Below are 15,079 nucleotides of genomic sequence, written 5' to 3'. Positions count from 1 at the left end.
CATATGCTCCGCCGGATTGCTTTTACCGATGAAGAGAGGGGAACGATCCAGATGGCTTTTGAAAAAGAAATGTTGTTTTGGAACGAAAAATTCGGTAGCGACGATTATACCTTGACGCGGCTGCCATACAGCAAAGCTCCAAGCTCCCTGGCGCCCATTATGACAACCGTCGGCGGGACGCTTTCGGAGGAAGTGGCGCAGCGAGTACTTCAAATGAGCAAGGGCGCTCCGCTGGCCACTTTTATGATTTTGCTCGCCGGTGTTCAGTCGCTCTTGCATAAATATACAGGCGCTTCTGACATTCTGGTCGGCATGCCGGTTGTACGGAAACCGACGGAGACGCGCCGATCCGTTAATCATACGATCATTTTGAAAAACTCGCTTTCGGCGGGTGCGACTTTTAGAACGCTTCTGAGCGAGCTGAGGACTTCCTTGCCGGAAGCGATTCAGCATCAACATATTCCGTTCTTGAAAATGACGGAGAAGCTGGACCTGCAATATGCAGGCGGGATACCCGTCGTCCATACGCTAGTATCCCTTAAGGAGCTGCATCTGGACGAAATCGGGCAAAACGTGGTCACGGATTGTTCCTTTGAATTCAGCTTAACCGGCGGGACGATACAGCTAGCACTGTCATATAACGAGCACTTATATGACTCCGAGTTCATGACTCGGGTCGTCGGCCATCTGAATCGCCTGCTGGCCGTGGGGCTTCACGAGTTGGAGCTGGACATCGTGCGGGCGGACATGCTGTCGGAGGACGAGAAATTTCAATTGCTGCAAAGCTTTAACGATACCGAGAAGGACTATCCCCGTGATCGGACGATTCATCAGCTCGTGGAGGAGCAAGCGAAGCGGGTGCCCGAAGCGACGGCGGTTGTCTTTGAGGGGCGGCGGCTTTCGTACGCGGAGCTGAACGAACGGGCGAACCGGCTGGCGCGGACGCTGCGATCGGTCGGCGTGCTGCCCAATCAGCTGGTAGGCTTGATGGCCAGGAGATCGCTGGAGACGGTCGTTGGCATTCTGGCGGTTCTGAAAGCTGGCGGTGCCTACGTGCCGATCGACCCGGAATACCCGGAAGAACGCATCCGCTACATTCTGGAGAACTCGAACGCGCAGCTGCTGCTGACTCAAAGGGAGTTGCTGGAGCAGGTGCCGTTCGAAGGGACCGTGGTGGCGCTGGATGACGAGCAGGCCTACAGCGACGATGGCTCGAACCTGGAGCCGGCCAGCGGTCCGAACGATCTGGCTTATGTCATCTATACATCAGGTACGACGGGCAAACCCAAAGGGGTCATGCTGGAGCATCGCGGGCTGGTCAGCCTGGAACTGACGTTTGCCCATACGCTTCACACGACCGAACAGGATCGAGTGCTGCAATTCGCCAGCCTATCGTTCGATGCGTCGTGTTGGGAGATGTTCAACGCTCTGTATTTCGGGGCGACCTTATATATACCGTCAACCGAGACGATTTTGGATGATCAGCTGTTCGAACGTTTCATGAACGAGCATGCAATTACGATCGCCACTTTGCCGCCAACTTATGCGGCTTATTTGAATTCAGACCGCCTGCCGAGTCTGAGCAGGCTCATCACGGCGGGCTCCGCCGTTTCAGCCGAATTCGTGCAGCAGTGGAAAGACAAGGTACAGTACTATAACGCGTACGGTCCGACGGAAGCCTCGATTGCCACATCCGTGTGGGCGGCGTCTACGCATGACACCGAACGCAGAGCGATACCGATCGGACGTCCGATCTGGAACCATCGCTTGTATATACTGGGCGCACAGAATCAGCTGGCGCCTATCGGAGTGGAGGGAGAATTATGCATCGCGGGCGTCGGCCTCGCCCGGGGATATTGGAACCGGCCGGATCTGACGGCGGAGAAATTCATCGAACACCCGTTTGAGCCCGGAGAGAGACTGTACCGGACGGGCGACTTGGCCCGCTGGCTCCCGGACGGAAATATTGAGTACTTGGGCCGGATTGACCATCAGGTGAAAATCCGTGGATTCCGGATCGAGATCGGCGAGATTGAAGAGCAGCTTCTGAAGATCGACTCCGTGCAGGAGACGATTGTAATCGCGCGGGAAGGCAAAAGCGGGCAAGAACTGTGCGCTTACCTGGTCGCGGGCCGCCCGCTTACGCTCGGCGAGCTGAGAAGCGCGCTGGCGCAAAAATTGCCGAATTACATGATTCCAGCGCATTTTGTTCAGCTTCCGTGGATGCCGCTCACGCCGAACGACAAAATCGACCGCAAGGCTTTGCCCGCTCCGGAAGGAAACGCGCTGACCGGCGGCGCGTACGTAGCTCCCCGCAATGAAGCCGAGCGGACGCTTGCCGATGTGTGGCAGGCGGTATTGAACGCCGATCGCGTTGGGGTAACGGATCATTTCTTCGAGCTGGGCGGAGACTCGATCAAGTCCATTCAAGTATCTTCGCGGCTTCATCAAGCCGGGTACAAGCTGGAAATCCGGGATTTGTTCAAATATCCGACTATCTCACAGCTCAGCCTGCATGTGAAACCGATCGGACGTACCATCGATCAAGGCGAAATAACGGGTGAAACGGCGCTGACGCCGATTCAGCTTTGGTTTTTCGAGAGCTCCTTTGCGGCCCCGCATCATTTCAACCAGTCGGTGATGCTGTACCGGAAGGAAAGCTTCGACGAAGAGACGGTACGTCAGGTGCTGCAAAAGCTGGCCGAGCATCATGACGCCTTGCGGATGGTGTTCCGCAAGACGGAACAAGGGTTTAGCGCGCGGAATCGCGCGATTCAGGAAGGCGGGCTGTTCACGCTGGACGTGTTCGACTTCAAGGATGCGGAGAATACCGCCCAGGCTGTGGAAGCGAAGGCAACGGACATTCAAGCGGGCATCGATCTGGAGAACGGGCCCCTCGTGAAGGCGGGACTGTTCCGGTGCGCGGACGGCGATCATTTGCTGCTCGCGGTTCATCATGCCGTGGTGGACGGCGTGTCTTGGCGCATTTTGATGGAGGATTTCGCTGTGGGTTACGAGCAGGCCGGCAAAAGCGAGGAAATTCGTTTCCCGGCGAAAACGGATGCGTACCGCACTTGGTCCGAGCAGTTGGCCGCTTACGCGCAAAGCCCGGAGATGGCGAAGGAACGGGCCTATTGGCAGGCCGTGGAACAAATTGCGGTTCCGGCCGTGCCGAAGGATCTGGAGGCGGACGTTACGACGCAGCAGGACAGCGAATCGCTGTTTGTCCGTTTGACTCCCGAAGAAACGGAGCTGCTGCTGAAGCGGGTTCACCGGGCCTACAACACCGAAATGAACGATATTTTGGTAACGGCACTCGGCATAGCTGTTCGCAAGTGGACGGGACACGAACGGGTGCGGATCAATCTCGAAGGACACGGACGCGAATCGATCGGAACGGATATCGACATCACGCGCACAGTCGGCTGGTTTACGACCAAGTTTCCGGTCGTCCTGGAGCCGGAAACCGACCGGGATTTGGCCTATCAGATTAAACAGGTCAAGGAAAGCTTGCGCCGCATTCCGAACAAGGGGCTTGGGTACGGCGTATGCCGCTATCTCTCCAAATCGGAGGATGGCTTTGTTTGGGGCGCAGAGCCGGAAATTAATTTTAACTACCTCGGCCAGTTCGACGATGATGTCAATCAGGACGAGATCGGCATATCTTCTTATTCCAGCGGCAGCCCGGCCAGCGACCGGCAGGCCCGCAGCTTTGTGCTGGATATCAACGGCATGGTGCTGGACGGCGCTTTATCGCTCGATCTCAGCTACAGCCGGAAGCAGTATCGCAAGGAAACGATGGAAGCCTTCGCTCAGCGGCTTGAGCAAAGTCTCCGAGAGCTCATTACCCACTGCGCAGGCAAAGAAAACACCGAATTGACGCCGAGCGACGTGCAATTTAAAGGCTTGACCATCGCGGAATTGGAGCAAATCGCCCAGCGCTCGGGCCATCTCGGGGAAATTGAAAATATTTACTCGCTTACGCCGATGCAGAAGGGCATGTGGTTCCACAGCGCGCTTGACCGGCAAACGGCCGCTTACTTCGAGCAGACTCGGTTTACGATGCGGGGAGCGCTCGACGTCCAGCTTTTCGAGAGGAGCTGGATGGAGCTTGCGAAACGTCATCTGGTGCTGCGGGCGAATTTTGTGAAAGGACCGGCGGGCGAGCCGCTGCAAATCATATACCGCGACAAGCCGGTCGGCTTTGAATATGAAGAGCTGCTTCATTTGCAGGCGGACGAGAAACAAGCGTATTTGGATAAAAAGGCCGAGGATGACAAGCTTCGCGGCTTCGACATGGAACATGACGCGCTCGTTCGGGTTACGATCCTGCGCACCGAAGAGCAAAGCTATCATGTGCTGTGGAGTTTCCAGCATATTTTGATGGACGGCTGGTGCCTGCCGCAGCTGACGCAGGAGCTGTTTGAGACGTACTCGGCCTTGGCATCCGGCAAGCAGCCAGCGGGAGATAAGGGATCGGATTATGGCGCTTATATCGAATGGTTGGAGAAACAGGACGATCAGGCGGCATCCGGCTATTGGACGGCATTCCTGGCAGGTTATGAGGGGCAAACCGTACTCCCGGGACAAAAGGAACCGGCGCCAAACGGCAGATTTACGGCTGATCACGTCACCGCCGAGCTGGGCAAGGACTTGAGCGAGCGGATGGACCGGGTGGCGAAACAGCGCCTGGTTACGGTCAATACGCTGCTGCAAGCCGCTTGGGGCGTAATGCTGCAAAAATATAACGGAACAAACGATGCCGTATTCGGCAGCGTCGTGGCCGGAAGACCGGCGGAAATCCCGGGCATCGAGTCCATGATCGGGCTGTTCATCAATACGGTGCCGGTTCGCGTCACGAGCGAAGCGGACACCGTGTTCGCCGACCTGATGGCGAAGCTCCAAGAGCGGGCGCTGGAGTCCGGGCGTTATGATTACTATCCGCTGTATGAAATTCAAGCCCGCAGCGTGCAAAAGCAGAACCTGATCAACCATATCATCGCTTTCGAGAACTATCCAGTGGACGAGCAGATGGAGCAGGCGGGCGACCAGCAGCACGGCGACCTTACCATCGCTGACGTTCAGATGGAGGAGCAGACGAACTATAACTTCAACGTGACCGTGGTGCCGGGAGTCGAGATCGAAATTCGATTCGACTTTAACGCCGAAGTGTTCGATAAAGACAGCATCGAGTTGCTCAAGGGGCATCTCGTCCATCTGCTGGAGCAGGTGACGGATAACCCGGAAATTACCGTGGGCGAGCTGGAACTTGTGACGGAGGCGGAAAAGGCCGACCTTCTCGGACGTTTTAACGACACCACCACGGAATTTCCGCGCGGGAAGACGCTCATTCAATTGTTCGAAGAGCAGGCGGAGCGCATCCCGGATGCAGCCGCCATCTCCTTGAATGAGCAAGAGCTGACCTACCGCGAGCTGAACGAACGCGTCAACCGCCTTGCCCGTACCTTGCGTAGCCACGGGATATCCAAAGGCCGTCTGGTCGCCATTATGGCTGAGCGTTCCATCGAAATGGTGGTGGGCATGCTGGCGGCACACAAAGCCGGAGCGGCTTACGTACCGATTGACCCGGAATATCCCGAGGAGCGTATCCGTTTCTTGATTGAGGATTCGGGAGCGCAGGTCATGCTGACGCAAAGCCGCTTGCGCGAGCGCCTGGCGGGTTCGGACTCCGTGATCTTACTGGATGACGAGTCCTTCTATCACGAGGACGGCACAAATCTAAATCCGGGCACCGAAGCGACGGATCTGGCCTGCGTCATCTATACTTCAGGCACGACGGGCAAGCCGAAAGGCAACCTTGTTTCGCACCGCAACATCGTGCGGATCGTGCGAAATACGAATTATATCGACATCACCGAACGGGATCATGTCCTCCAGCTTTCGAGCTATTCGTTCGACGGAGCGATTTTCGATATTTTCGGCGCTTTGACCAACGGGGCGCGGCTGGTGCTGGTTCCCCGCGAGACTTTGCTGGAAATCGTCCGGCTGGCGGATCTCATCCAGCGTGAGCGCATCTCGGTCATGCTGATTACGACGGCTTTCTTCAACGTCCTTGTAGATGTGAACGTCGATTGCCTGCGGGATGTCCGGGCGATTTTGTTCGGAGGAGAGCGAGTGTCGGTCGGACATGTACGTAAAGCGCTCGCCCATATCGGACCGGGCAGGCTCAACCACCTGTACGGCCCGTCGGAAAGCACGGTTTATACCACGTACCTTCCGGTCGACTTCGTCGATGAGTCGGCGGTTACCGTACCCATCGGACGGCCGATCAGTAATACGAAGGTGTATATCGTCGACAGCCGGAATAAGCTTCTGCCGATCGGCGTGGCCGGGGAGCTTTGCGTCGGCGGAGAAGGCTTGGTACGGGGCTACAATAACCGGCCGGAGCTGACGGCGGAGAAATTTGTGGACAATCCGTTTGTGCTGGGAGAGCGCATGTACCGGACGGGGGATTTGGCGAAATGGCTGCCGGACGGCACGATCGAATACGTGGGACGGACCGACGACCAAGTGAAAATCCGCGGCTTCCGCATTGAGTTGGGCGAAATCGAAGCTCAGCTTCAGAAAGTGGAGGGAATTCGGAAAGCGACGGTATTCGCGAGGGAAGACGCCTCCGGCGAGAAGCAGCTTTGCGCCTATTATGAAGCGGACCGCGAGCTTCCGGCGGCCGAGCTGAAGAGCGTGCTTTCCCAGGAACTGCCGGCCTATATGATTCCGGCGTACCTGATCCAGTTGGAGCGGCTCCCGCTGACGACGAACGGCAAGGTCGACCGCCGATCACTCCCGGCGCCGGAGGAGAGCTTGCAGCCGGGCGAAGAACGTACTCCGCCTCGGACTCCGCTGGAAGCCAGCTTGGCGGGAATTTGGAAAAGCGTGCTCGGACTGGAGCACATCGGGGTTCATGACAACTTCTTCGACCTGGGCGGCCATTCCCTGCGGGCGACTACACTGGTGAGCAAGGTGCATCAGGAGCTGAACGTCGAGCTGCCTCTGCGCGACGTATTCCGCTACTCGACGATCGAAGAGATGGCTCTCGCCATCTCCCGGATCGGAGAGCAGTCGTTCTCGTCGATTCCGCTGGCGGACGCAAGAGCATATTATCCGCTTTCCTCAGCTCAGAAGCGGCTGTTTATCCTGAATCAGCTGGAAGGGGCCGATCAGAGCTACAACATGCCGGGCGTGCTGCTGCTGGAAGGATCGATTGACCGGAGCCTGCTGGAGAAGGCTTTCCGCGGACTGATCGCACGGCACGAAACGCTGCGAACCGGCTTTGAGATCGTACAAGGCGAAGCTGTACAGCGCATTTACGAGAGCGTCGACTTTGCCGTCGAGTACCGTCATGTGAGCGAGGAAGAAGCGCCCGAAGTCGTGCAGGCCTTCATCCGGCCTTTCGACTTGGCGAAGCCTCCGCTGCTGCGGGCGGAGCTCGTAGAGCTGGCAGCCGAACGTTATTTGCTGATGTTCGACATGCACCATATCGTCTCCGACGGGGTTTCAATGGACGTGTTAGTCGAGGAACTCGTTCGTATGTACGGCGGCGAGTCATTAGAGCCTTTGCGCATTCAATACAAGGACTATGCGGTATGGCAGCAGTCGGACGAGCAAAAAGCGCAGTTGAAACGCGAGGAAGCTTACTGGCTGGACCGTTACCGGGGCGAGCTGCCGGTTCTGGAAATGCCGACGGACTATCCGCGTCCGGCCGTGCAGAGCTTTGAGGGACAAACGCTGACGTCCTTCGTGGACGAGGCAACGAACGAAGGCTTGAAGCAGCTGGCCGCTCAAAGAGGAACGACGCTGTATATGGTGCTGCTTGCGGCATATACCGTGCTTTTGCAAAAATACACAGGTCAGGACGATTTGATCGTCGGAACGTCGATTGCGGGCAGAACGCACGGAGACACGCAGCCTTTGATCGGAATGTTCGTCAATACGCTGGCGCTCCGCAATTATCCGGCTTCGGAGAAGACCTTTCTGTCGTATCTGGAGGAAGTGAAAGAAACGACCTTAGGCGCTTACGAGCATCAGAATTATCCGTTCGAAGAGCTCGTCGATAAAGTGCAGGTCAGCCGGGATTTGAGCCGCAACCCGCTGTTTGACACGATGTTCTCCCTGCAAAACTTGGAGGATAAAGAGTTTGAGCTGGAAGGGCTGAAATTGTCCCCGTACCCTAGCGAATACGGCACGGCCAAGTTCGACCTGAGTGTGGATGTAACGGAAGAAAACGGCGGCCTGGAGTGCAGCTTTGAATTTGCAACGGCTCTTTATAAAGAAAGCACGATCCGGCGGCTGTCGACTCATTTCGGACATTTGCTTGCGGCGATCGTAAGCTGTCCGGATGCGAAGATTGCCGAGCTGGGCATTTTGACACCGGCGGAAAAAGAACAAATTCTCGGCGCGTTCAACCCGGCACAGCCGGAAGCGGCTCCTGCGGCCGCGTTCCACCGGCTGTTCGAGGAACAGGCGGAGCGCACGCCGGAAGCGGAGGCCGTCGTGTACGAGAACGACCGGCTGACGTATGCGGAGCTGAACGAGCGGGCGAACCGCTTGGCGGCTACGCTGCGTGCAAGCGGCATCGGCCGGGAGACGATCGTCGGCATTCTCGCCGAGCGTTCGGTGGACTTGCTGGTGGCCGCGCTGGCCGTCTGGAAAGCGGGCGGGGCGTATGTGCCGCTCGACCCGGATTACCCGGCGGAGCGCGTGCGGTTCATGCTCGAAGACAGCGGAGCGAAGGTACTGCTGACGCAAACGGCGCTGCGAGAGCGTGCCGAAGCCTGGCTCGGCGAAGAGGAGCTGGCGCTGGCGGCGGTGCTGTACCTGGACGACGAAGCGTCGTACAGCGAGGAGCGGGCGAATGCGTCGGTTGTCTCCGGCATGGTCTCCGGCAAGCTGACGGATGCTGTGGACGACGGCGATGAGAGCCATCAGAATGTTGGCACCGACAGCTTCCATGAAGCCCGTCCGGAGGATCTGGCGTACGTGATCTACACGTCGGGAACGACGGGCAAGCCGAAGGGCGTGATGATCGAGCACCGCAGCCTGGTGAACACGGCGGCGGGCTACCGGCGGGAATACCGGTTGGATCAGTTCCCGGTGCGGCTGCTGCAGCTCGCCAGCTTCTCGTTCGACGTGTTCGTGGGAGATATCGCGCGGACGCTGTACAACGGAGGCACGATGGTGATTGTGCCGAAGGACGACCGGATCGATCCGTCTCGTCTGCACTACTGGATTGAACGGGAGCGGGTCACCATCTTCGAATCGACGCCGGCGCTGATCGTGCCGTTCCTGGAGTACGTGCACGAGCAGCAACTGGACATGAGCCGGTTGGAGCTGTTGATCACGAGCTCGGACAGCTGCAGCGTGGCGGATTACCGGACCTTGCAGGAACGCTTCGGCTCGTTGTTCCGGATCATCAACGCATACGGCGTGACGGAAGCGGCGATCGACTCAAGCTTCTACGACGAGGAGCTGGCGAAGCTGCCGCAGACAGGCAATGTGCCGATCGGCAAAGCGTGGCTGAATGCGAAATTCTACATCGTGGATGCGCATCTGAACCCGGTGCCGGTCGGGGTGCTGGGCGAGCTGGTCATCGGCGGAGTCGGAGTGGCGCGCGGGTACTTGAACCGTCCGGAGCTGACGGAAGAGAAGTTCGTAGACAGCCCGTTCGCCGTGGGCGAGCGGCTGTACCGCACGGGAGACTTGGCGCGGTGGATGGAAGACGGCAACGTGGACTTCATCGGCCGGATCGACAACCAGGCGAAAATCCGGGGGTACCGGATCGAGACGGGCGAGATCGAGTCGCAGCTGCTGCGGGTGGAAGGCGTGCGCGAAGCGGTGGTGCTGGTTCGAAGTGACGCGAACGGGCAGAAGGCGCTATGCGCGTATTACACGCCGGATACCGGAGCGGAGCTGGCGATGAACGATTTGCGCAGCGCGCTGGCGCAGGAGCTGCCGGGCTATATGATCCCGTCGTACTTCGTGGAGCTGGAGCGTCTGCCTCTGACGCCGAACGGAAAGATTGACCGGAAGGCGCTGCCGGCGCCGGAAGGGGAAGCGGGAAGCGGAACGGAGTACGTCGCACCGCGCAATGAGCTGGAAACGAAGCTGGCGGCGATTTGGCAGGAGGTGCTGGGGCTTGCGAAGGAGATTGGCGTTCACGACAACTTCTTCGACATCGGCGGTCACTCCCTGCGGGCGACGACGCTGGTCAGCAAGATTCATAAAGGGTTGAACGTGGATCTGCCGCTGCGCGACGTGTTCCGCCATTCCACGATCGAGAGCATGGCGGCCGCCATTTCCCGGCTGGATGAGCAGACATTCGTTGCCATTCCGATGGCGGATGACCGAGAGGTGTACCCGCAATCTTTTGCTCAAAAACGTCTCTTTATCCTGAATCAACTGGAAGGCGCGGAGCTTAGCTACAACATGCCGGAAGCGATGCTGCTGGAGGGTGCTTTGGACCGAGCAAGGTTCGAAGAAGTGTTCCGTAAGCTCGTGGCGCGGCATGAAACGCTGCGCACCGGGTTCGAAATGGTGGATGGCGAAGCATCGCAGCGGATTTACCAGGACGTGAATTTTGCCGTGGAGTTCTATCGAGCGGATGAGCAAGAGGCCGAAGAGACGGTTCGCCGTTTCGTCCGTCCGTTTGACTTGGCGAAGCCTCCGCTGCTGAGGGTAGGCCTTGTCGAGCTAGCTCCGAAACGCCATATTCTAATGTACGACATGCATCATATTATTTCCGACGGCGTCTCGATGGAAATCTTTGTTGAAGAATTCGTCCGCTTGTACGGCGGCGAGCAATTGGAGCCTCTGCGTATTCAGTACAAAGACTACACCGTTTGGCAGCATTCGCAGGAGCAGAAGGAACGGCTTCAGCGGCAGGAGGCGTACTGGCTGGACATGTTCCAAGGCGAGCTTCCGGTGCTGGAAATGCCGACCGACTATCCGCGTCCGGCCGTGCAGAGCTACGAAGGCCAAACGCTGGAGTTTTTCTTCGACGCTTCGAAAACCGACGGCCTGAAGCAGCTGGCCTCGGAAACGGGCACGACGCTGTTTATGGTGCTGCTTGCGGCGTATAACGTCCTTCTGCATAAATATTCAGGTCAGGAAGACGTGATCGTCGGTACGCCGATTGCCGGAAGGAATCATGGAGATGTGCAGCCGTTGATCGGGATTTTCTTAAACACGCTGGCTATCCGCAGTTATCCGGCTTCGGAGAAGACATTCCTGTCATACCTGAACGAAGTCAAAGAAACGACCCTCCACGCCTTCGAGCATCAAAACTATCCGTTCGAAGAATTGGTGGACAAGGTGCAAGTCACCCGTGATTTAAGCCGCAATCCGCTCTTCGACACGCTATTTACGATGCAGAATACGGAGAACGAGGAATTTGAGCTGGAAGGGCTTCGCCTGATTCCTTATCCGAGCGCACTGGATACCGCGAAGTTTGATATCAGCTTGGATGTGGGCGAGGAGAACGGCGGCTTGGATTACAGCTTCGAATATGCGACGGCTCTCTACAAAAGGGAGACGATCGAACGGCTGGCAAAACATTACGAGCAGCTGCTCGTAACGATCGTAAGCCATCCGGATGCGAAGATCGCCGAGCTGAACTTGCTGACGGCAGAGGAAAAAGAACAAATTCTCGGCGCGTTCAACCCGGCGCAGCCGGAAGCGGCTCCTGCGGCCGCGTTCCACCGGTTGTTCGAGGAACAGGCGGAGCGCACGCCGGAAGCGGCGGCCGTCGTGTACGAGAACGACCGACTGACGTATGCGGAGCTGAACGAGCGGGCGAACCGCTTGGCGGCTACGCTGCGCGCAAGCGGCATCGGCCGGGAGACGATCGTCGGCATTCTCGCCGAGCGTTCGGTGGACTTGCTGGTGGCCGTGCTGGCCGTCTGGAAAGCGGGCGGGGCGTATGTGCCGCTCGACCCGGATTACCCGGCGGAGCGCGTGCGGTTCATGCTCGAAGACAGCGGAGCGAAGGTGCTGCTGACGCAAACGCCGCTGCGAGAGCGTGCCGAAGCCTGGCTCGGCGATGAGGAGCTGGCGCTGGCGGCGGTGCTGTACCTCGACGAGGAAGCGTCGTACAGCGAGGAGCGGGCGAATGCGTCGGTTGTCTCCGGCATGGTCTCCGGCAAGCTGACGGATGCTGTGGACGACGGCGATGAGAGCCATCAGAATGTTGGCACCGACAGCTTCCATGAAGCCCGTCCGGAGGACCTGGCGTACGTGATCTACACGTCGGGAACGACGGGCAAGCCGAAGGGCGTGATGATCGAGCATCGCAGCCTGGTGAACACGGCGGCGGGCTACCGGCGGGAATACCGGTTGGATGAGTTCCCGGTGCGGCTGCTGCAGCTCGCAAGCTTCTCGTTTGACGTGTTCGTGGGAGATATCGCGCGGACGCTGTACAACGGAGGCACGATGGTGATTGTGCCGAAGGACGACCGGATCGATCCGTCTCGTCTGCACCACTGGATTGAGCGGGAGCGGGTCACCATCTTCGAATCGACGCCAGCGCTGATCGTGCCGTTCCTAGAGTACGTGCACGAGCAGCAACTGGATATGAGCCGGGTGGAGCTGTTGATCACGAGCTCGGACAGCTGCAGCGTGGCGGATTACCGGACCTTGCAGGAACGCTTCGGCTCGTTGTTCCGGATCATCAACGCATACGGTGTGACGGAAGCGGCGATCGACTCCAGCTTCTACGACGAGGAGCTGACGAAGCTGCCGCAGACAGGCAATGTGCCGATCGGCAAAGCGTGGCTGAATGCGAAATTCTACATCGTGGACGCGCATCTGAACCCGGTGCCGGTCGGGGTGCTGGGCGAGCTGGTCATCGGCGGAGTCGGAGTGGCGCGCGGGTACTTGAACCGTCCGGAGCTGACGGAAGAGAAGTTCGTAGACAGCCCGTTCGCCGCGGGCGAGCGGCTGTACCGCACAGGAGACTTGGCGCGGTGGATGGAAGACGGCAACGTGGACTTCATCGGCCGGATCGACAACCAGGCGAAAATCCGGGGCTACCGAATCGAGACGGGCGAGATCGAGTCGCAGCTGCTGCGGGTGGAAGGCGTGCGCGAAGCGGTGGTGCTGGTTCGAAGTGACGCGAACGGGCAGAAGGCGCTATGCGCGTATTACACGCCGGATACCGGAGCGGAGCTGGTGGTGAACGATTTGCGCAGCGCGCTAGCGCAGGAGCTGCCGGGCTACATGATCCCGTCGTACTTCGTAGAGATGGAGCGCCTGCCTCTGACGCCGAACGGAAAGATTGACCGGAAGGCGCTGCCGGCGCCGGAAGGGGAAGCGGGAAGCGGAACGGAGTACGTCGCACCGCGCAATGAGCTGGAAACGAAGTTGGCGGCGATTTGGCAGGAGGTGCTGGGGCTTGCGAAGGAGATTGGCGTTCACGACAACTTCTTCGACATCGGCGGCCACTCCCTGCGAGCGACGACGCTGGCGGGCAAGGTATTTAAGGAATTAAACGTCAACCTGCCGCTGCGCGACGTATTCCGTCACTCGACGATTGCGGCGATGGCCGAGGCAATCGCCCGGATGGAACGGCGGGAGCATGAGGCCATTCCTCAAGCGGAGGAGAGAGAGTACTACCCTCTGTCCTCCGCGCAGAAACGGCTGTTCATTCAGCACACGCTGGATGGAGCGGATCAGCTTTACAACATGCCGGAGCTGGTGCAGGTGGAAGGCGAGTTTGATTTAGACCGGTTGGAAGCCGCCTTGCGGAAATTGATAACACGGCATGAATCGCTGCGCACCGGTTTTGAAATCGTGAAGGCCGAAGCGGTTCAGCGGATTTACCCGCAGGTCGATTTTGCTATCGAGCATCATCAAGCGGATAAAGAGGATGCGGCTCAAATCGAGCAGATCGTCCGCAGCTTCGTTCGTCCGTTTGATCTCGGCAAGCCGCCGCTGCTGCGCGCCGGGGTCATCGAGCTGGAGCCGAACCTGCATATTCTCCTTTTCGACATGCACCATATGGTGTCCGACGGCGTATCGATGGCGATTGTGATTGATGAGTTCTCGAGTTTCTACGCCGGGGAAGAACTGCCGCCACTGCGCATTCAATACAAGGATTATGCCGTTTGGCAGCAGTCGAAGGCCCACCGAGAGCGGATCGGGCGGCAGGAAGCGTACTGGCTGCAAACCTTCGAAGGCGAGCTGCCGACGGCGGACCTGCCGATGGACTACGAACGGTCTGCGGCTCGTAGCTACGAAGGCGCGCATCTGGAGTTCGACGTCGAAGCTTCTCTCTCTGCGCGGCTGCGCGAATTGGCGGCCGAGCGTGAAAGCACGCTGTTCATGGTGCTGCTTGCGGCTTATACCGTGCTGCTGTCCAAGTACAGCGGGCAGGAGGACTTGGTCGTGGGCACCCCGGTGGCGGGAAGAACGAACGCCGATTTGGAACCGGTCATCGGGATGTTTGTCAATACGCTGGCGATCCGCAATCGTCCGTCGGGCGACAAAACGTTCTTGTCCTACCTGGAAGAAGTGAAGGAAACGGCTTTGGGTGCTTTCGAGAACCAGGATTATCCATTCGAGGAGCTCGTGGAGCGTTTGAATGTGAAGCGGGAGCCGGGCCGCTTCCCGCTGTTCGATGCCGTTTTCGACTTGCAAAATATCGAAGAACGAGACGCCGAGCTGGAAGGGGTCAGCCTGAAGACTTACGAGCTTGACCATTTGGAAGAAGCGAAGTTCGATCTGACGCTGTTTATGTATGAAAACAACGGGGCGCTGAGCGGGGGCTTCTTCTACGCCACCAAGCTGTTCAAAGAAGCGATGATCCGCACCTTGACCGAGGATTACCTGCGGGTACTGTCTCAAATTGCGGAAAATCCACAACTCGAGCTAAGCCGGATTGAATGTCATAAACCGGCGGCAGGCGCAAAGAGTGCCGTCGATACGATCGAATTCGCGTTCTAATCCTATAAGCGCGCCTCCGCCGTCAAGCGAAAGCGGCGCGCATCCCAAGGAAGACGGCGAACAACGTCCAAGCCCGTAAACGCGCAGGCCGAAAGCAAGCTTTTTCGGACCTGCGCCGGGGCAT

Annotated in this window: 1 protein-coding gene; it reads left to right on the top strand. The window is 58.4% G+C overall.

The genetic code is table 11. The features are described from left to right. The first annotated feature begins 3 nt into the window (after positions 1–3). Positions 4–14,955 carry an amino acid adenylation domain-containing protein gene (locus AOU00_RS09195; protein ID WP_420488440.1) on the top strand — a complete coding sequence of 4,984 codons (14,952 nt, stop codon included), beginning with the start codon at positions 4–6 and terminating at the stop codon, positions 14,953–14,955. Positions 14,956–15,079 lie beyond the last annotated feature (124 nt).

Origin of the sequence: Paenibacillus polymyxa (assembly GCF_001719045.1) — a bacterium.
GTDB classification, from domain to species: domain Bacteria; phylum Bacillota; class Bacilli; order Paenibacillales; family Paenibacillaceae; genus Paenibacillus; species Paenibacillus polymyxa_B.
This window is presented reverse-complemented; position numbering and strand designations above follow the sequence as displayed.